The sequence below is a fragment of the Streptomyces sp. 8N114 genome (assembly GCF_052245835.1).
Classification (GTDB): Bacteria; Actinomycetota; Actinomycetes; order Streptomycetales; family Streptomycetaceae; genus Streptomyces.
Window position 1 is genome coordinate 20,997 of record NZ_JBQQBT010000010.1, and the last position, 19,480, is coordinate 40,476.

A 19,480-nucleotide genomic window follows, 5' to 3' on the forward strand; every position below is an offset into this window, starting at 1 on the left:
GCGCCGGGCTGCGAGACTGGTGCCCATGCAGCGCATTGTGGTTCTGGCCGGGGGCATCGGCGGTGCCCGCTTTCTGCGCGGGCTCAGGTCCGCGGTGCCCGACGCGGAGATCACCGTCGTCGGCAACACCGGTGATGACATCCATCTGTTCGGCCTGAAGGTCTGTCCCGACCTCGACACCGTGATGTACACCCTGGGCGGGGGCATCCACGAGGAACAGGGCTGGGGACGGGCGGACGAGTCCTTCGTGGTGAAGGAGGAACTGGCCGCCTACGGCGTGGGCCCCGAGTGGTTCGGGCTGGGTGACCGGGACTTCGCCACGCACATCGTCCGCACCCAGATGATCTCCGCCGGGTATCCGCTCAGCGCCGTCACCGAGGCGCTGTGCGCGCGCTGGCAGCCCGGGGTGCGGCTGCTGCCGATGACGGACGACCGGGTCGAGACGCACGTGCTGATCGACGACCCGGACGCGGAGGACGGCGAGGGCGGCGCGGACGGCCAAGGCGGCAAGGGCGGCCGCAAGGCGGTGCACTTCCAGGAGTACTGGGTGCGGCTGCGGGCCTCCGTGGACGCACACGCCGTGGTACCGGTCGGCGCCGACGCCGCCAAGCCGGCGCCGGGTGTGCTGGAAGCCATCGCCGGGGCCGACACCATTGTCTTCCCGCCGTCCAACCCCGTCGTCAGCATCGGCACGATCCTGGCCGTACCGGGCATCCGCGAGGCCATCGCCGACGCGGGCGTGCCCGTCGTCGGGCTCTCGCCCATAGTGGGCGACGCGCCGGTGCGCGGGATGGCGGACAAGGTGCTGGCGGCCGTCGGGGTGGAGACCAGCGCCGCGGCCGTCGCCATGCACTACGGCTCGGGGCTGCTGGACGGCTGGCTCGTCGACACGGTGGACGCGGGCGCCGTCCAGGCTGTCGAAGACGCGGGCATCCGCTGCCGTGCCGTACCGCTGCTGATGCGCGACGAGCAGGCCACGGCTCAAATGGCGCGGCAGGCGCTGGAGCTGGCCGAGGAGGTACGGGCGTGACGGCGGCGGTGACCACGGAGGCGGCCGGGACGACGGACACGGCTGAGGCCGCGGAGGTGACGGAGAGGGCGGGCGCCGGCGGGAGCGTTCCCGGCACCTCGTACGAGGTGTGGGCGCTGCCCGGTATTCCGGAAGTGCACCCCGGCGACGACCTGGTCGGGCTCGTCGTGGATGCCGCCGCGACTCCCGGCGGGCGGGGGCTGGTGGACGGCGACGTGCTCGTCGTCACCTCGAAGATCGTGAGCAAGGCCGAGGGCCGCATCGTGCAGGCCGACGACCGCGAGGCCGCCATCGACGCCGAGACCGTACGCGTCGTCGCGCGGCGCGGTCCGGCACGGATCGTGGAGTCCCGGCACGGCTTCGTGATGGCCGCAGCCGGGGTCGACGCCTCCAACACGCCCAAAGGCACCGTGCTGCTGCTGCCCGAGGACCCCGATGCCACGGCCCGGCAGATACGGGACGGGGTGACGGAGGCGCTCGGCATCACCGTCGGCGTCGTCGTCACCGACACCTTCGGGCGGCCCTGGCGCGAGGGGCAGACCGACGTGGCGATCGGCGCCGCAGGGGTGCGGGTCCTGGAGGACCTGCGCGGCAGCGTCGACATGTACGGCAACCCGCTGGGGGTGACCGTCACCGCCGTCGGCGACGAGCTGGCGGCGGCGGGCGAACTGGTCAAGGGCAAGGCGAGCGGGCTGCCGGTCGCGGTGGTGCGCGGGCTGTCCCACCATGTGCTGCCCGCGGACGAGCGGAGCGGCGCCGGCCACGCGGAGACGGCGCGGGCGCTGGTGCGCGACGCCGCCAACGACATGTTCCGGCTGGGCACTTCGGAGGCCGTACGCGAAGCGGTGACGCTACGCCGGACCGTACGGGAGTTCACCGCGGAACCGGTGGACGGACAGGCCGTACGGCGCGCGGTCGCCGCCGCCGTGACCGCTCCGGCGCCGCACCACACCACTCCGTGGCGGTTCGTCCTGCTGGAGAGCGCCGAGTCCCGGACCCGGCTGCTGGACGCCATGCGGGACGCCTGGACCGCCGATCTGCGCGGCGACGGCAAGAGCGAACAGAGCATCGCCAAGCGCGTCAAGCGCGGCGACGTACTGCGCAACGCTCCCTGTCTGGCCGTGCCCTGCCTGGTGATGGACGGCTCGCACACCTATCCGGACGACCGCCGCAACGCCGCCGAGCGGGAGATGTTCGTGGTGGCGACCGGCGCGGGCATCCAGAACTTCCTTGTCGCCCTGGCCGGGGAGCGGCTGGGCTCTGCCTGGATCTCCTCCACGATGTTCTGCCGCGACGTGGTGCGCGAGGTGCTCGATCTGCCCGCGGGCTGGGACCCGATGGGCGCCGTCGCAATCGGCCACCCGGCGGCCCCGCCCCGGGAGCGCCCGGCGCGGTCAGCGGCGGACTTCGTCGTCGAGCGCTGACCCGCGCTCCTGCGCCTTACAGCGGGGCTATGTTCCCCACCGGGAAGCGGGGCTGACGGCGCGGCATGCGCGGGCCGCCCAGCAGGATGAGACGGCCGGCGCGGTGCCGCTGTCCCTCGTAGGGGGCCAGCAGCTCCAGCATGCCGTCGTCGTCGGTGCCCCGGGCGCCGGTGAGGGCGTAGCCGATCAGGCGCGGCAGATGCAGATCTCCGACCGTGATGGCGTCCGGCTCCCCGTTCGAGCGCTGCAGGACCTCGGCTGCCGTCCAGGGACCGATGCCGGGGATGGCCTGGAGTCGGGCCAGCGCGGCTTGGAGGTCCATGTGTGCCGCCTCCTCCATCCGGCCGGCCCGCTGGAGGGCGCGCAGGATCGCGGCGGAGCGCTTCTGGTCGACACCGGCGCGGTGCCACTCCCAGGAGGGGATGCGCAGCCAGTCGCGGGGGTGCGGCATCACCCAGAGATTCGGGTGCGGTCCCGGGGCGCGCTCGCCGAACCGGCGGACGAGCAGCAGCCAGGCGCGGTATGCCTCCTCGGTGGTGATCTTCTGCTCCAGGACGCTGGGGATCAGCGCCTCCAGCACCCGCCCCGTACGGATGAGCCGCAGCCCGGGGTTGCGGCGGTGCGCCTCGTAGGCGATGTCGTGGTGCGGGACGAAGGCGGCCGGGTCGTCCTCGGCGCCGAGCAGTGCGGGCAGTCCGTCCAGCAGCCACGCTGCCCCCGGCCCCCACGCCTGAGCACATACGACGCCGTGCGTGCCGCCCTGTTGCATGCCCACCCGGAGCGTCGCCGGGCCGTCCGGGGTGCGGGTGCCGCGCCAGATCGTGCCGCCCTCGGTGCGGTACGTCGGGTCGTACGGGCCCCGGCGCAGCACACGCAGGTTGCCGTACAGGTCGTACGGGCCCGGCGGGGTCCAGGTGCGGGTGAGTGACACGGGCAGCAAGCGTACGGGCCGGCACTGACAGCCCCGCCGCCCGGCCGCCGGGAGGGCTACTGGTCCGAGGAGAAGCGCACCGCGCCGGCCGGTATACGGGCGTCGCACCACACGCGGATGCCGCCGCGCAGTTCGTTGCCCTCACCGATGACGGCCCCGTCGCCGATGACAGCGCCGTCCAGCACGGTGTCGGCTCCGATACGCGCTCCTGCGCCGATCAGCGAGTCCCGGATCCGTGCTCCGGGTGCCACTACCGCACCGTCCAACAGTGCGCTGCCGTCGATCCGGGCCCCCGCTCCGACCTCGGCTCCCGCCCCGGCGACCGTTCCACCGGTGAGCTTCGCGTCCCCCGCCACTGCTGCGCTCTCCAGTATCAGCCGCTCACCGCATCTGCCCGGTACGGCGGGCGAGGGGGCGCGGCCCAGTACGAGATCGGCCGAGCCGCGTACGAACGACTCGGGGGTGCCCAGGTCGAGCCAGTAGGTCGAGTCGACCATACCGTGGAGCTGCGCTCCGGCCGCCAGCAGCCCGGGGAAGGTCTCCCGCTCCACGGAGACGGGCCGCCCCGCGGGGATGGTGTCGATGACGGAACGGGTGAAGACGTAGGCACCGGCGTTGATCTGGTCGGTGACGATCTCCTCCGGCGTCTGCGGCTTCTCCAGGAACGCCGTCACGCGGCCCGTGCTGTCCGTGGGGACGAGCCCGAAGGCGCGCGGGTCGGTCACCCGCGTCAGATGCAGCGAGACATCGGCACCGGCCTGGGTGTGCTGGTCGACCAGGGCACGGATGTCGAGGCCGGAGAGGATGTCGCCGTTGAAGACGAGCACCGGTTCGTCGGGGCGCGAGTAGAGCCGGGAAGCGACATTGCGGATGGCTCCGCCGGTGCCGAGCGGCTCCTCCTCGGTGACGTACTCCAGGTGCAGTCCCAGCTGGGACCCGTCTCCGAAGTACGGCTCGAAGACCTCGGCGAGGTAGGAGGTTGCCATCACCACGTGGTCGACGCCCGCGGCGCGGGCCCGGGCCAGCTGGTGGCTGAGGAAGGGCACACCTGCGGCGGGGACCATCGGCTTGGGGGTGTTCACCGTGAGCGGACGCAGCCGGGTGCCCTTGCCCCCGACCAGAAGGATCGCTTCTGTCACCTGTTGTCTCTGCTTCCTGCCGGGGTCCGCCGACCGCCCTTCGGGTGGCCGCCGGACAGTGTATGCAGACACGTACGGACGCGTGGGCGGCCCCTTACGCCCGTCCCCGGCAGACGCCGTCGGCGGCTCGGTGGTTCACCGGTCCAGCTGCTGAGCCGTTGGCCGGGCCGGTGACTCAGCGGCCTTGCAGGCGTGCTGCCGCGGTGCGGATCACGCCGAGCTTGCCGTAGAGACGGGCGCCGGGGCACTCGGTGACATACCCGTCCTTGTGCCCGGAGACCGTGTGGAACCTGATCTTGCTTCCCTTCTTGAACTTGCCGCCGCCGGATTTGAGCCAGGTCTTCCCGCCCGCGCTGACGCCGAAGAGGCCCAGCTTCCAGGCGCTGAGCCGGGCGATGGCTTTGACGGCGCGCTTGGGGGGCTTCTTCTTGTCGAAGGAGCCGAGGACAGCGATTCCTGTGCTGCTTCTGTTGAACCCGTAAGTGTGGGCTCCCCTCACGGCCTTGGCCACACCGCCGGCCCGGCCCTCGTAGATGGTTCCGCACTTGTCGACCAGGAAGTTGTAGCCGATGTCCCGCCACTTGCTGCTCTTGACGTGGTAGCGGTACATCGCGCGAATGATGGAGGGCACCTGACGGCACGCGTAGGCGTTCGTCATTGCGGTGTGGTGCACGAAGGCGGCCTTCACGGTCTTGGTGTAGGCGTATCCGGCCTCGCGGAGCTTCTCGTCGGCGCCCCAGCCCTTTCGGGTGACGATGCGCGGGCGGGGACCGACGAGCGACTGGGTGGTCGGGTACTGAGCCTGGGTCGCGTCCTTGGAGAGCTCAGGCAGTACGGCGCCGCTCGCGACCTGGGGGCTCGCGGCGCCGATGCCGGTGTCGGCCCCGGTGCCGGGTTCGGTTCCGGGCTCCGACTTGGGCTCGGCCGCGGGATCGGTTCCCGGTTCGGTTCCGGGGCCGGTCCCCGGTTCCGTTCCGGTTCCGGCTCCGTCGGCGCCGGAACCGGCCGCCGCGTTGTCCCGTGCCCCGTCCTTGGGTGTTCCGCCTGTGCCGGGCGCCTTGTCGGGGTCGGGGGTCTCGCCCGCTCCTGGGTCGACCAGTTCCAGCCGGAGCCCTTCCGGCAGCGGCTGGTGAGAGGCGGTTCCCTCGGGCAGGAGGCGGGCCGCGACCCCGTCGGAGGGCCCGACCCACAGCGGGGCCGTCGCGCCCCGTGCCTGACGGCCCTCTCCGGTGCCCCGTGCGTCGCCGGGGTGGACGTCCAGTTGCTGCCACCCCGACCAGCGGCCGGTGTCTGCATTGCGCGTGCGGACCTGGACGCGCCCTGGCAACAGTTCGTCCGCGCGGTCCCAGACGGCGCCCACCAGGGAGTACGGGCGCACCGTACGGGCCCCGAGCCGTACCGCTGAGCCTGTGTCACCCGGCGCACGGGCCCCGGCCGACCCCTCGGCCGACTCGCCGAAGGAGAGCGACTGGGTGTGGCCGGGGACCCCGGACGGGGCGGGTGGGGAGTTCGACGACAAGGAGGAGGACGAGGACGACAAGGCGGTAGAGGCAGCCGAGGAGGCCCGGGAGGCCGTGGAGGGGGACAGCGCGACTGCCGTGGCGAGGGGGGTGAGCGGCAGCAGGAGGGCCGCCGCACTCGCGACACCGATCGATTGAGCCAGATTCGCACGCATACCCGTGATCATGGACATATGTGATCATTCCTGTCTATTGACGCACCGCCAGCTGGGCGCCCGCGTACGCTTGCGCGGATGAACGACTCCGCTCGCACCCCCGCCGATCTACTACGGACCGCACTGTCCGATGACCCGTCACGTCCCCTGGTGACCTACTACGACGACGCCACGGGTGAGCGTGTCGAGCTGTCCGTGGCGACGTTCGCCAACTGGGTGTCGAAGACCGCGAACCTCCTTCAGGACGAGCTCTCGGCCGAGCCGGGCGACCGGCTCGCGCTGCTGCTGCCCGCGCACTGGCAGACCGCCGTCTGGCTGCTGGCCTGCTCCTCGGTGGGCGTCGTCGCCGAGCTGGGTGGCGACGCCGCCCGCGCCGACCTGGCGGTGAGCGGGCCGGACACACTGGAGGCGGCCCGCACCTGCTCCGGCGAGCGGGTGGCCCTCAGCCTGCGGCCGATGGGCGGGCGGTTTCCGCAGCCGCCGGAGGGGTTCATGGACTACGCGGTGGAGGTACCGGGACAGGGCGACCAGTTCGCCCCGTACGTTCCCGTTGATCCGGAAGCTCCCGCGCTGGTGCTGTCCGGGGGCAGTGAGCTGACGGGCGCTCAGGTGGTGGAGCGGGCGCGGGCGGATGCCGCGGCGCGCGGGCTGGGGCCTGGTGCGCGGCTGCTGTCGGCGCTGCCGTACGACGGCTGGGACGGCATCAGCGCGGGGCTGCTGGCGCCGCTGGCGGCGGGCGGGTCGGTGGTGCTCGCACCGCGGCTGGAGCGGCTGGACGCCGCTTCTCTCGAGCAGCGCAAGGAGAACGAGCGGGTGACGCACACCGCCGGGTGACGTCCCCGGCCGAGCGGGCGCCCTGGCCCGCGGGCCGGTGGCCCGTACAACCTTGCGAGCGGTTCGGGCGTCTGTCTTCGTGACCGGCGCGCCCGTACGTGTGTACGCCCTGTACTCCGTGTGCTCCGGTGTCGCCGCCACCCGAGGGATGAACAGCCGTGACCGACCCCGGCACCACCGAAGCCGATCCCGACGCGTCCAGCACGGCTTCCGCCCGCCCTCATGGGCGCCGCTGGCTGCGCTGGACCGCGCTGGGCGCCTCGGTGCTCGTACTGGCCGTCGCCGCCACCGGCTGGTCCCTCTACCGGAAGCTGGACGGGAACATCCGTACCGACTCGGGCACCGCACAGGCGCTGGCGCCGTACGAGAAGGAGCGCCCCGTGCCGGCACGGGCGGCGGGTGAGGCGCGCAACATTCTCCTCCTCGGCTCGGACAACCGCGGCAACGGCAACGGCGCCTACGGCCGTGACGAGGGCAGCCAGCGCTCGGACACCGCGATCCTGCTGCACATAGCGGCCGACGGGCGCAGCGCGACGGGAATGTCGATACCGCGCGATCTGATGGTGCACATCCCGGACTGCCGGCGGCCGGACGGTTCGCTCAGCCGCGCACAGTTCGCGCAGTTCAACTGGGCGTTCCAGACGGGCGGCGCGGCCTGCGCCATCCGTACGGTGGAAAAGATGACGGACATCCGCGTCGATCACCACCTGGTCGTGGACTTCCGCGGCTTCAAGAAGCTGGTGGACGCGGTGGGCGGGGTGGAAGTCTGTCTGGCGGAGCCGGTGCACGACCGGGAGGCGAAGCTCGATCTGCCGGCCGGGCGGCAGACGCTGGACGGTGAGGACGCACTCGGATATGTCCGGGCGCGTCACGGCCTGGGTAACGGCAGCGATACGCAGCGTATCGACCGGCAGCAACGATTCCTGGGGTCTCTGGTGAAGAAGGTGCGCAGCAAGGGAGTACTACTGAACCCGACGCGGGCCTATCCCGTACTTGATGCTGCGACCTCGTCATTGACTGCGGATTCCGGTCTTGATTCCCTCTCGGAACTGTACGAACTGGCGCGGAGCATCCGGGATATCCCGGAAGACCGCATCCGCTTTCTTACGGTGCCCAGACAGTCGTACGAACTGGACATCAACCGTGACGAGCTGGTGCAGCCCGACGCCGACGAGCTCTTCACCACACTGCGCGAGGACCGACCGGTGCGGGTGACGGACAGGGATGAGGAGAAGGAGGACGGAAAGCAGAAGCAGGACGGGTCGTACCGCGGGACGACGGCGGACCTGGACATCTGCGCGAACGAATGACGCTGGGAATGAGGCGAATTGACCGTTTCTGGTCGTACTGAATTTGTCACCGGCGTCGCTAGCCGCAGAACCTGCCGGATAGTGTGAGCGCTCCGGTCGGCCCCGGGGCGGCATCAGCAGCCGGTTCTATGGAGGACTTTCGCAATCGTGGACGCGCAAGGCCGTGGGCATGCGGGAGATGTCGACCCCGCAGATCAGTGGGTGTTCAACCCGAACACCGGCAGCTACGAGCTGCGACTGAACCCCGTCGCCGACGACTCTCAGAGTCGGTACGGCTCCCGCCACACCTCCGCCCCGCGCCAGAGAAGTACTTCCCCCGGCGAGAGCGCCACTACACCTGCCGAGCCCGGCGCCGGGGAGCGCCCGGGCGGACGGGCCGGCGATCGGGCGCGTACCCGCGCCGGGGAACGCTCCGGTGAGCGTGCCGGCGACCGCCCCGGGTCCCGCTCGGCGCGGCGCGCCGAGTCCCGGCTTCCCTCCCAGCGACGGGGCCGCGCCGCCGAACGGGCCGGCTCCGCCGATGGCAAGGGCGGCGGCCGGGGGCGCAGGAAGGCCAAGCGGCAGCTCTCGGGCAAGCAGAAGGCGCTCCGTATCGGCGGCGGCATCGTCGGCTTCGCGCTGGTGGCCGGGTGCATCAGCGGCTACGTCTGGTACCAGCGGCTGAACGGCAACATAAACAAGGTCGACGTCGGTGAGAACAACCCCGCGGTCAAGAACGGCCCGGTCAACATCCTGGTCATCGGCACCGACGCCCGTTCGGGCAAGGGCAACACCGGCTACGGGGACAAGGGCAGCGTCGGCCACGCGGACACCACGTTCCTCTTCCACGTCTCCAAGGACCGCACCAACGCCACCGCGCTGTCCATTCCGCGCGACATGATCACCGACATCCCCAACTGCGAGCTCCGGGAGCAGGGCCGCGTCAAGAAGACCATCCCCGGAGAACAGGGCGTGCGTTTCAACACCAGCCTGGGCCAGGAGGAGCGGGACCCGGGCTGCACCTGGCGCACCGTCGAGAAGCTGACCGGGGTGCAGATCGACCATTTCATGATGGCGGACTTCAACGCCGTCAAGGAGCTGTCCACGGCGGTCGGCGGCGTCGAGGTCTGCACGCGGAAGCCGATAAAGGACCCCAAGTCCCATCTGAACCTGAAGGCGGGCAAGCACACCGTCAAGGGCGAGCAGGCCCTCGCGTTCGTGCGGACCCGGCACGCGGTGGGCTTCGGCAGCGACCTGGACCGGATCAAGCTGCAGCAGCAGTTCCTCAGCTCGATGATCCGCAAGATGAAGTCCGGTGACACGCTCTCCAGCCCGTCCAAGCTCCTCGACCTGAGCGACGTGGCGACCAAGGCGCTGACGGTGGACGAGGGCATTGGCAGCGTCAAGAAGCTGATGGCCCTGGCGAACGACCTCAAGCGGGTGAACGTCAAGAACATCACGTTTGCCACGGTTCCGGTCATCGACAACCCGAACGACCCGGCCACGGTCATTCTGAACAAGCAGAAGGCAGAGCCGCTGTTCAAGATGGTCCAGCAGGACAAGTCCATGACGGGGAAGGCCAAGAAGCAGGCAGCGGCCAAGCCGAAGGCGAAGAAGGCCCCCGCGTCCAAGGTGAACGTGTCCATCCTCAACGGTGGCGGGCCCTCCGGCGCGGCGGCCACGACAGCAGACTACCTGCTGAACAAGGGCGCGGGCAGCGCGGCGTCCGGCGGCAACGCGCCGCAAGAGCTGGAGAAGACCCGGCTGGAGTTCGCCCCCTCGAAGGAGGGCGAGGCGGCCAGGCTTGCCGACATGCTGAAGCTGCCGGCCTCCGCGCTGAAGAAGTCCGACAGCCTGGGCAAGAGCATGGCGCTGACGCTGGGCAGGGACTTCACGGCGCCGGGCAAGCCGCTCGGCGCACCCGACAAGGCGCCTTCCGGAGTCGAGAAGGTCAATGCCAATGACAAGAAAGTGTGTGCGAAGTGACTCCGACCCCTCCGGTACGTCCCGCCAGGCGGCCGAGGGCAGCACAACCTGAACATCTCGGGGAGGTCCCGTGCGGCAGAACGACACCGACGGCGGCAGGGGGGCGCAGCGCGGCGCCCCCACCGCCGCCGACCGCGGCTGGGACGAGAGCCTGTACGAGGAGCACCCGGCGCAGCAGGGCCCGAACCCCGAGAACGCATCCGTATCCGCTTCCCGGCCCGGGACCGGTGGCGATCGCGGTCGCCGGCGCAGGCAGAACGGCGGGGGCACGAACGGCGCCGTGGCCGGATCCGGCAAGGCCGGCGAGAGCGCTGCGGCGGTGAGCCGGGCCAAGCGTCCGAGCCGAGGCAGGCGCCTGCTGCGCTGGTCAGCCGCCGTCCTCGCGGTACTCATACTCGGCACCGCGGGAGCGGGCTATCTCTACTACCAACACCTCAACGGCAATCTCAACAAGGACGAACTGAACCTCGGGGACAACAAGCTCCACCGGTCCGACCCCAACGCCGCGGGCCAGACCCCGATGAACATCCTGCTGCTGGGCTCCGACTCACGCGCCTCCAAGGAGAACGTGCGGCTCGGCGGCTCCCGCGCCGACCGCGACCGCCCGCCGCTGGCGGACGTACAGATGCTGCTGCACGTCTCGGCCGACCGGAGCAACATGTCGGTCCTCTCGGTGCCTCGTGACACCAGGACGACGATTCCCAAGTGCACCGACCCGGACGACGGGAAGGTCTATCCGGAGACGACCGACAGGATCAACGCCAGCCTCCAGCACGGCGGCCCGGGATGCACCGTGGCCACCTGGGAGGAGATGACGGGCATTCCGGTCGACCACTTCATGATGATCGACTTCTCGGGTGTGGTCTCCATGGCCGACGCGGTCGGCGGTGTCCCGGTCTGCGTCGACAAGAACATCCACGACCCCAAGTCGAAGCTGAAGCTGAAGAAGGGCAGCTCGGTCGTCAAGGGCGAGCAGGCGCTGCACTGGCTGCGCACCCGGCACGGCTTCGGCGACGGTACGGACATCGGCCGCGCCAAGGCGCAGCACATGTACATGAACTCGATGGTGCGCCAGCTCAAGGCGGGCACCAAGCTGACCGATCCGGGCAAGCTGCGCGGCCTGGCTGAGGCCGCCACCAAGGCGCTCACCGTCGACAAGGGCATCGGCTCGGTCAAGAAGCTCTACGACCTGGGCAACGACCTCAAGCGCGTACCCACCAAGCGCATCACCATGGCCACCATGCCGTGGGAGTACGGGTCCGGCGGCAGCTATGTGCTGCCCAAGAAGAACGACTCGGACCAGATCTTCTCCCTCATCCGCAACGATGTGGCGCTGGACGGCAAGGACAAGAAGAAGGCGGAGGCCAGCAAGTCGGCGCAGCCCACGGAGCCGTCGCAGCCGAAGGCCGAGATCCAGGTCAACGTGATGAACGGCACCGGTACCGCGCTCCAGCAGCCGGTCACCGGCCGGGCGAGCGTCGTCGCGGACGCCCTGGCCCGCAAGGGCTTCAGCCAGGCCACGGCGGACCAGACGCCGCAGTCACGGGCGGACACCACCATCAGCTACCCGCGCGAGGAGCAGCGCGGCGACGCCCTGGCCGTCGCCAAGGCGCTGGGTGTCCCCGAGCGGCTGGTCAAGCACTCCACGGGCGTGCAGAGCGTCACCCTCATCGTCGGCGCCGACTGGCGGGACGGCACGGTCTACCCCAAGAGCGACAAGGGCGGCGACGGCAAGAAGGACGACCAGAAGGCACCGGACAGCGCGGACGCGCTGCGGGGGGACAACAAGAAGGCGTGCATGGAGGTCAACCCGAACTACACGTGGTGACGCTCCACACGTGTCCGGGGATAGACGTAAGAGGACAGATGTAAGGGGCGCCCTCCCAGGGAGGGCGCCCCTTACCTTCGTTTGTCCGCTACTGAATTGCGGGAACCGGTTGGCGGCGGCTCGCGATGACCTTGCGGGCCAGCTTTTTCGGGCTCGTCAGGAAGCCCCACCCCCAGCACATGTGCATGGTGGCGAGCGCGACGGGGATCTGGGCACGGGCCTTCAGCGGCAGTCCCCGCCCCGCGGGCAGCGAACCGGCGACGATGGCCGCCAGATAACCCCCGGGCACCAGCAGCCCCCACGGGGTGACGGCGACGCCCACCACGAGGCCCGCCGCGATGGCGCACACGGCGACCGGCGGCGCCAGGTAGCGCAGGTTGATGGAGCCCGCGTGGTAGCGGGCCACCACGTGCCGCCAGCGGCCGTAGTTGCGGTACTGCTTGGCCAGGGCCCGCACGCTGGGCCGGGGCCGGTAGGAGACCCGGAGCTCGGGCGAGAACCAGACCAGCCCGCCCGCCTCGCGGATGCGGAAGTTCAGCTCCCAGTCCTGGGCGCGGATGAACTCCTCGTTGTAACCGCCCTGCTGCTCCAGCACGTCGCGGCGGAAGACGCCCAGATAGACCGTCTCGGCCTCGCCCGCTGTGCCACCGGTGTGGAAAGCGGCGTTGCCCACACCGATCTTCGAGGTCATCGCCGCCGCGACAGCGTGTTCCCAGGCGTTCTCGCCCTCGGCATGCATGATGCCGCCGACGTTGGCCGCGCCGGTCTCCTGCAGGAGCCGTACGGCCGTGGCGATGTAGTCGGCGGAGAGCATGCCGTGCCCGTCGACGCGCACCACCACCGGATGACGGGACGCCTTGATCGCGGCGTTCAGGCCGGCCGGGGTGCGGCCCGTGGGGTTGGGCACGGTGTGCACGCGGGGGTCCTCGGCGACCAGCTCGGCGGCGATCTCGTCCGTGCGGTCCGTGGAGGGCCCCAGCGCGATGACCACCTCCAGTTCACCGTCGTAGCGCTGCTCCAGGATGTGCCGCACAGAGCTGCGCAGGTGCCGCTCCTCGTTGAGGACCGGCATGATCACGGAGACGGGAGGCTGGGCTGCGTCCGGGGAGGAGTCCGGGGAAGGACGTCGGTTCTCGCGAGTCACGGCGCTCACGTTACCGCGATCGGGCGAACTGTCCGTACGTACGCGCCCCTCCGGAGGCCGGTCCGGGGACGCGACGGCGTGTACTCACGATCCGGAGATCGTACCGGCATACAGTGTGGGAACTCTAAGTGACGAAATTGTTACGCTGAGTACTGTTCTTGTTCACACTCCCTCTGTGGAAGGTGGCCACCGTTGCCTCGTCGCGCCTCCTCCCCCCACAAAGGCCCGCGCTGGGGCCTGCGGATCGCCACGGGCACCTCCGTGCTGCTGCTGGCCGCCGGCGGCATCGGGCACGCGATGGTGACGGGGCTGAGCGCGGACGTGCGCAGGGTCGACCCGTTCCATGGTCTCGACAGCCGCCCCAAGAGTGACAACGGCATCAACTTCCTCGTCGTCGGCACCGACCGGAGGGACGGACTCTCGGCGGGCCAGAAGGAGACATACAAACTCGGCGGCACGGCCTGCGACTGCACGGACACGATGCTGCTGGTACACCTCTCCGGCAACCGGCACCGCGCCACCGTCGTCAGCCTCCCCCGCGACACCTATACCCGGCTGCCCCCGCACAAGGACCGCGCAACCGGCAAACAGGTGACCGGGCGGTCCGCGAAGCTCAACGCCGCCTACACGGCCGGCGGCGCCCCACTGACCGTACGGGCCGTGGAGAAGCTGACCGATGTGCACGTCGACCACTATCTGGAGGTCGACTTCACCAGCTTCATGAGCACCGTGGACGTGCTCGGCGGCGTGCCGGTCTGTACGACCAAACCGCTCAAGGACAGCTACTCGGGTCTCGATCTGCCCAAGGGCACCAACAAGCTGAGCGGTGGACAGGCGCTCCAGTACGTACGGGCGCGGCATCTGGACGGCGGCTCGGACCTGAGCCGGATGAAGCGCCAGCAGCACTTCCTCGCCTCGTTCATCTCGCGGGCCACCGACACCGGGGTGCTGATGAACCCGGTGCGCTTCAACAAGGTCGCCGCCACCCTGCTGGAGTCCGTACGCGCCGACCAGGGCTTCGGCACCGAGCAGATGATGGCCCTGGGGCAGGCGATGCGCGGCTTCCGCCCGGCCTCCTCGGAGTTCGCCTCCGTGCCCCTGGCCGACCCGGACCACCAGGTGCCCGGCCTCGGCTCGACGGTCAAATGGGACGCGAGCAAGGCGGCCGAACTCTTCGACGCGCTGCGCGAGGACCGGCCGCTCTCCGCACCGCCGACGCCACCCGGGCGAGGCGGCCGGCCGCAGGTCGACGTCGCCCCGCGCAACATCAGCGTCGAGGTCGCCAACGCCACCGGACGGCAGGGGCTCGGGGCCCGGACCGACCGGAGACTGCGCGGCATCGGCTTCGCCACCACCGGCGTCCCCGCCAACGCCCCGCACACCGAGCGCGACCGTACGACGATCACCTACGACCCCCGCTGGGACCGCTCCGCCCGTTCCCTGGCCGCCGCCCTGCCCGGAGCAAAGCTGGTGAAGGCCGAACACCGGGGCGCGCGGATGAAGGTCACGATCGGCGACCCGTACCAGCCCGTGCGCCCCGTCCGCCCCCCGGCCGGAAACAGCAGCCCGGGCGAGGCCCCGATGCGGGGGGACGAGGTCGACTGCGACTAAGGCTTGTCCAGAGTGTCTTGCGCACCCGGCATGGGGGTGCGCCGCGTCACCCCGCGGAGCGGCTGGCGCGGAGTTCCTTGATGGCGCGGCGGCGGGCCAGCCGGTGGGTCCGCCGGATCTGCGCCTCCTGGTAGCGGCGCCGGTCCACGTCGGTCTCGGGTATCACCGGCGAGACGGACCGCGGCTTGCCGTTCTCGTCGATCGCCGCGAAGACGAGATAGGCCGAGCCGACCTGGGTGGCGGGCGTCGACTCGTTCCAGCGCTCGGCGAGCACCCGTACACCGACCTCCATGGAGGTTCGCCCGGTCCAGTTGACCTGCGCTTTCACATGCACAAGATCGCCCACCCGGACCGGTTCGAGGAAAACCATCTCGTCCATGGAGGCGGTGACGGCCGGGCCCTCCGAGTGGCGCCCCGCGACGGCACCGGCCGCGTCGTCGGCCAGCTTCATGATCACGCCGCCGTGCACGGTCCCGAGGAGGTTGGTGTCGCTCGCCGTCATGATGTGGGACAGGGTCGTGCGGGAGGCGGCCGTCGGCTTGCCCGGGAGCTCGCCGTGCGCCGTGTGCGCCTGGTGGGTCATGGCCACCACCTTATGCGCGGGGAAGAAGCCCCTCAGACCGAAGCATTTTGCATCAGAACTGCTACAGCCTTACCCCGAAGTGGTACCCACCCTGTGTTCCTCCGTCCGGGTGCAGGCACACTGCGGTGCATGAATGAGTGGCCCGATGCTTGGAACGACAGCTCGCGGGGCCGGGAAGGTCGTGGCCGCGACGCGTCCCGTCCCGACCCCACACGTGTCATGCCCCATACATCGGCCCCCGGTGTCCCTCCGCAGACCCGAGGCCCAGGTCAGGGTGGTTACGGCCAGGGAGGGCCCGGATACGACCCCGGCCACGGTCAGCCGCAGGACGGCTACGACTCCGGATACAGCGAGGGCCAGGTCTACGGCGGTGGCCGGGGCGGCGGTCGCGGCGACTACGACGACCGGCCCCGGCCGGACTGGCGCCGCCGCACCAAGTGGACGGTGATCACACTTGTGGTCGTCGTGCTCGCATGGTCGATCGGCACCTACTTCTGGGCCGACTCCAAGCTGCGCCGTGAGGTGGATCTCAGCATCGTCGAGGACCGCCCCGAGGGCGGTGACGGCACCAACTACCTCATCGTCGGCTCGGACAGCCGCGAAGGCATGAGTGACGAGGAAAAGCAGAAGCTGCACACCGGCGGGCCCACCGACGAGGGCCGTACCGACTCGATCATGATCCTGCACGTCGGCAGCAGCGGGAACACCATGATCTCGCTGCCGCGTGACTCGGACGTCGAGATTCCCTCCTTCACCGGCTCCGATTCCGGCAAGCACTACGCGGCGCAGGGCAAGCACACGAAGATCAACGCGACCTACGCGATGGACGGGCCCGAGCTCCTCGTCCGTACGGTCGAGCACAACACCGGGCTGAAGATCGACCACTACGCGGAGATCGGCTTCGGCGGCTTCGCGAAGATCGTGGACTCGGTCGGCGGCGTGGAGATGGACATTCCGCGCGACATCAAGGACGAGAAGTCCGGCGCCGACTTGAAGAAGGGCAAGCAGACCCTCAACGGTCAGGAAGCCCTCGCGTTCGTCCGCACCCGGTACGCGCTGCCCGGCAGCGACCTGGACCGCACCAAGAACCAGCAGAAGTTCCTCTCCGCGCTGGCGAACCAGACGGCGACGCCGAGCACCATCCTCAACCCGTTCAAGCTCTACCCGACGATGGGCGCCGGCCTGGACACCCTCAAGGTCGACAAGGACATGAGCCTGTGGAACGTCGCCTCGATGTTCTGGGCCATGAAGGGCGTCTCGGGCGGCGAGGGCAAGTCGATGAACATGCCGATCTCCGGTTCGGCGCCGGGCGGCAATCTCCAGTGGGACAAGGCGAAGGTCAAGCAGCTCGTCAGCCAGCTCAACAACGACGAGAAGGTCACGGTGACGTCCGACCGCTGAGGCGCGACCGCGCACCGCTGAGGCGCGGCATGTGATCCGAGCACTGTGCGGCCAGGCCCTGCATACGGGGCCTGGCCGCAGTGTTTCCGGCTGCTGCTCCCGCCCGGCTCAGCGGTCGCACAGACACAGGCAGAAGGGGTGCCCCGCCGGGTCGAGATAGACGCGCCAGTCGCGCGCACCGTCCCCGTCGCCCTGGAGCAGCCGCGCGCCCAGGGCCAGCACCTCCTGCTCGGCCTCCTCGATCCGCGCCCGCGGCACGTCCAGGTCGAGATGGAACTGCTGCGAGTGCTCCTCGCTCGGCCACTGGGGCGGGATGAACCCCGGCGCCTGCTGGAACGCCAGCCGCCTGCGGCCGTCCTCGTCGAGCACCTCCGTCCACTCGCTGTCGCCGTCCGGGTCGACCTTCCAGCCCAGCATCTGTGCGTAGAACTCAGCCAGACGCCCGGTGTCGGGGCAGTCCAGCACGACAACGCCCATCTTGGGGATGGCCATCGTGAATCCTCTCTCGGTCGCTCGCCGTCTGCGGCTGCGGGCGCGGTGGTTACCGCTATAGGACTTCTAGGGGTAACGGCTTCGGTTACCTCATGATGGCCATAGACCGGTAACGTCGCAAGAGTGGGAGACAGACAAGCGCCGGAATCACTCCTTTTGGTGCAGGAGTTGGCGAACACCCTGGACATCGAGTCCGGTACGGACCGCCTCGCCACGCCGGAGGATCTGGACCGGTTCGCCGACGACCACGAGTTGACGCGGTTCCGGCTGGGCAAACCCGATCTGGCGGGGCTGCGTGAGCTCCGCGAGGCGCTGCGTGCCGCCTGTCTGGCCCATACGGGCGCTCCGGTGCCGCCGGAAGCGGCCGAAGCGCTGGAGCGGCGCCTGCGCGCGGCACCGCTCGCCCTGCGGATCGGTGCGCAGGGCGAGGCCGTACTGGCGGCTGCTCCGGGCCTCGCGGGCCTCCCAGCGCTGACCGCCCATCTGGCCGCCCGGATCGCCACCGCGGCGGGCGACGGCACCTGGCAGCGCCTGAAGGCATGCGAAGCACACGACTGCCAATGGGTCTACTACGACCGCAGCCCGGCCGGCCGCAGCCGCTGGTGCACCATGGCCGTCTGCGGCAGCCGCGCGAAAATGCGCACCTATCGAGCGCGCCGAGCTCGATAGCACTCCGAGAGGGGGCGCCTTCAGGGGTGGGTGTGCGGGATCACAGCGTGGGCCGTCCGAGGGCGCGGAAGGTCCAGCCTTCCTTGCGCCAGAGAACGGGATCCAGGGTGTTGCGGCCGTCGAGGATGTGGCGGGTGGCGACGACCTCGCCCACCCTCGCCGGGTCGAGCTCCTTGAACTCGGACCACTCCGTCAGGTGCAGCACCACATCGGCCCCGCGGGCGGCGTCCAGGGCGCTGTCCGCGTAGCCCAGCGTGGGGAAGACGGCCCGCGCGTTCTGCATCCCCTTCGGGTCGTACACCGTCACCTGCGCGCCCTGGAGGTGCAGCTGGCCCGCGACGTTGAGCGCGGGCGAGTCGCGTACGTCGTCGGAGTCGGGCTTGAAGGTGGCGCCCAGGACGGCGATGCGCTTGCCCAGCAGCGCGCCGCCCAGCGCGTCGCGCGCCAGCTCGACCATCTGGGCGCGGCGGCGCATGTTGATGGAGTCGACCTCGCGCAGGAAGGTGAGCGCCTCGGAGGCGCCCAGCTCACCGGCGCGGGCCATGAAGGCGCGGATGTCCTTGGGCAGGCAGCCGCCGCCGAAGCCGATCCCGGCGCGGAGGAACTTGCGGCCGATGCGGTCGTCGTAGCCGATGGCCTCCGCGAGCTTCACGACGTCGCCGCCCGCGGCCTCGCAGACCTCGGCCATGGCGTTGATGAAGGAGATCTTCGTGGCCAGGAACGAATTGGCGGAGGTCTTCACCAGCTCGGCCGTCGGGAAGTCGGTGACCAGGAACGGCGTGCCCTCGCTGATGGGCCGTGCGTACACCTCTCGCAGCAGCCCCTCGCCGCGCGGCCCGCCGACTCCGACGACGAGGCGGTCGGGGTGCAGGGTGTCCTTGACGGCGAAGCCCTCCCGAAGGAACTCGGGGTTCCAGGCCAGCTCGGCCTCCTCGCCCGCGGGCGCCAGCCCGGCGATCCGGGCCGCGAGCCGCTCCGCGCTGCCGACCGGAACGGTCGACTTGCCGACGACGAGCGCGGGCCCGTGCAGATGCGGCGCGAGGGAGTCGACGGCACGCTCGACGTAGCTCATGTCGGCGGCGAACTCGCCGTGCTTCTGCGGGGTGTTGACGCATACGAAGTGGATGTCACCGAAGGCGCCGATCTCCTCCCAGGAGTCGGTGAAGCGCAGTCGCCCGGTGGACCCCTCGACGCCGGCCACGTGGGCCCGCAGCAGCTCCTCCAGGCCCGGCTCGAACATGGGCGTCTGCCCCTGCTCCAGCTTGCGCATCTTCTCCGGGACGACATCCAGGCCCAGCACCTCGAAGCCCAGCTCGGCCATGGCGGCCGCGTGGGTGGCGCCGAGATAGCCGAGGCCAATCACGGTGATCTTGGGCGAGGCCATGCGGGTAGCTCCTTGTGACGGCGGAACGCTGTCCGCGAGCATAACGGGGCCTCCGCTGTC

Annotated in this window: 17 protein-coding genes; 10 read left to right on the forward strand and 7 right to left on the reverse strand. The window is 70.4% G+C overall.

The genetic code is table 11. From position 1 onward, the window contains the following. The first annotated feature begins 25 nt into the window (after positions 1-25). A complete protein-coding gene (cofD, locus tag ACTWQF_RS21610; protein ID WP_443281259.1) occupies positions 26-1,030 on the forward strand; it encodes a 2-phospho-L-lactate transferase in 1,005 nt (334 codons plus the stop codon). 56 nt (positions 1,031-1,086) lie between these two features. Next, positions 1,087-2,454, forward strand: a complete 1,368-nt coding sequence (locus tag ACTWQF_RS21615; protein WP_443281420.1) for a coenzyme F420-0:L-glutamate ligase — start codon at positions 1,087-1,089, stop codon at positions 2,452-2,454. Between the two features lie 16 nt (positions 2,455-2,470). On the opposite strand, the gene ACTWQF_RS21620 is transcribed toward ACTWQF_RS21615, so the two are convergent. The 3 genes from ACTWQF_RS21620 to ACTWQF_RS21630 form a co-directional block, all read right to left on the reverse strand. Next, positions 2,471-3,385 carry a DNA-3-methyladenine glycosylase family protein gene (locus ACTWQF_RS21620; RefSeq protein WP_443281260.1) on the reverse strand — a complete coding sequence of 305 codons (915 nt, stop codon included), beginning with the start codon at positions 3,383-3,385 and terminating at the stop codon, positions 2,471-2,473. 56 nt (positions 3,386-3,441) lie between these two features. Further along, positions 3,442-4,524, reverse strand: coding sequence for a sugar phosphate nucleotidyltransferase (locus tag ACTWQF_RS21625; protein WP_443281261.1), 1,083 nt, complete (start codon positions 4,522-4,524; stop codon positions 3,442-3,444). 175 nt (positions 4,525-4,699) lie between these two features. Next, complete coding sequence (locus tag ACTWQF_RS21630; protein WP_443281262.1) at positions 4,700-5,902, reverse strand: N-acetylmuramoyl-L-alanine amidase; 1,203 nt, start codon at positions 5,900-5,902, stop codon at positions 4,700-4,702. Between the two features lie 31 nt (positions 5,903-5,933). Here ACTWQF_RS21630 and ACTWQF_RS21635 point away from each other — a divergent pair, with 31 nt between their 5' ends. The 5 genes from ACTWQF_RS21635 to ACTWQF_RS21655 all read left to right on the forward strand — a co-directional run bounded on the left by ACTWQF_RS21635 (position 5,934) and on the right by ACTWQF_RS21655 (position 12,136). After that, entirely contained in the window at positions 5,934-6,182 is a 249-nt protein-coding gene (locus ACTWQF_RS21635; protein ID WP_443281263.1) for a hypothetical protein, read from the forward strand. A 95-nt stretch (positions 6,183-6,277) separates the two neighbouring features. Then, complete coding sequence (locus ACTWQF_RS21640; RefSeq protein ID WP_443281264.1) at positions 6,278-7,033, forward strand: TIGR03089 family protein; 756 nt, start codon at positions 6,278-6,280, stop codon at positions 7,031-7,033. 158 nt (positions 7,034-7,191) lie between these two features. Further along, on the forward strand, positions 7,192-8,343 hold the full coding sequence (locus ACTWQF_RS21645; RefSeq protein ID WP_443281265.1) for an LCP family protein: 1,152 nt from the start codon (positions 7,192-7,194) through the stop codon (positions 8,341-8,343). Between the two features lie 147 nt (positions 8,344-8,490). Then, positions 8,491-10,308 (forward strand): LCP family glycopolymer transferase, encoded by a 1,818-nt coding sequence (locus ACTWQF_RS21650; RefSeq protein ID WP_443281266.1) that lies wholly within the window; start codon positions 8,491-8,493, stop codon positions 10,306-10,308. A gap of 70 nt (positions 10,309-10,378) precedes the next feature. Then, a complete protein-coding gene (locus tag ACTWQF_RS21655) occupies positions 10,379-12,136 on the forward strand; it encodes an LCP family protein (RefSeq protein WP_443281267.1) in 1,758 nt (585 codons plus the stop codon). An 88-nt stretch (positions 12,137-12,224) separates the two neighbouring features. On the opposite strand, the gene ACTWQF_RS21660 is transcribed toward ACTWQF_RS21655, so the two are convergent. Next, complete coding sequence (locus ACTWQF_RS21660) at positions 12,225-13,280, reverse strand: glycosyltransferase family 2 protein (protein WP_443281268.1); 1,056 nt, start codon at positions 13,278-13,280, stop codon at positions 12,225-12,227. A gap of 192 nt (positions 13,281-13,472) precedes the next feature. Between ACTWQF_RS21660 and ACTWQF_RS21665 the strand changes: the two genes are divergently transcribed. Continuing rightward, positions 13,473-14,891 carry an LCP family protein gene (locus ACTWQF_RS21665; protein WP_443281269.1) on the forward strand — a complete coding sequence of 473 codons (1,419 nt, stop codon included), beginning with the start codon at positions 13,473-13,475 and terminating at the stop codon, positions 14,889-14,891. 46 nt (positions 14,892-14,937) lie between these two features. Here ACTWQF_RS21665 and ACTWQF_RS21670 read toward each other — a convergent pair whose 3' ends face one another. After that, a complete protein-coding gene (locus ACTWQF_RS21670) occupies positions 14,938-15,474 on the reverse strand; it encodes an acyl-CoA thioesterase (RefSeq protein ID WP_443281270.1) in 537 nt (178 codons plus the stop codon). Positions 15,475-15,603: 129 nt separating this feature from the next. Between ACTWQF_RS21670 and ACTWQF_RS21675 the strand changes: the two genes are divergently transcribed. Beyond that, entirely contained in the window at positions 15,604-16,875 is a 1,272-nt protein-coding gene (locus ACTWQF_RS21675) for an LCP family protein (RefSeq protein ID WP_443281271.1), read from the forward strand. Between the two features lie 108 nt (positions 16,876-16,983). Here the strand turns inward: ACTWQF_RS21675 and ACTWQF_RS21680 are convergent, their stop codons facing one another. Then, positions 16,984-17,367 (reverse strand): VOC family protein, encoded by a 384-nt coding sequence (locus ACTWQF_RS21680; RefSeq protein WP_443281272.1) that lies wholly within the window; start codon positions 17,365-17,367, stop codon positions 16,984-16,986. Between the two features lie 123 nt (positions 17,368-17,490). On the opposite strand from ACTWQF_RS21680, the gene ACTWQF_RS21685 reads away from it, so the two are divergent. Further along, on the forward strand, positions 17,491-18,036 hold the full coding sequence (locus tag ACTWQF_RS21685) for a CGNR zinc finger domain-containing protein (protein ID WP_443281273.1): 546 nt from the start codon (positions 17,491-17,493) through the stop codon (positions 18,034-18,036). 40 nt (positions 18,037-18,076) lie between these two features. Here the strand turns inward: ACTWQF_RS21685 and ACTWQF_RS21690 are convergent, their stop codons facing one another. Continuing rightward, positions 18,077-19,420, reverse strand: a complete 1,344-nt coding sequence (locus ACTWQF_RS21690; protein ID WP_443281274.1) for a UDP-glucose dehydrogenase family protein — start codon at positions 19,418-19,420, stop codon at positions 18,077-18,079. Positions 19,421-19,480: the final 60 nt, after the last annotated feature.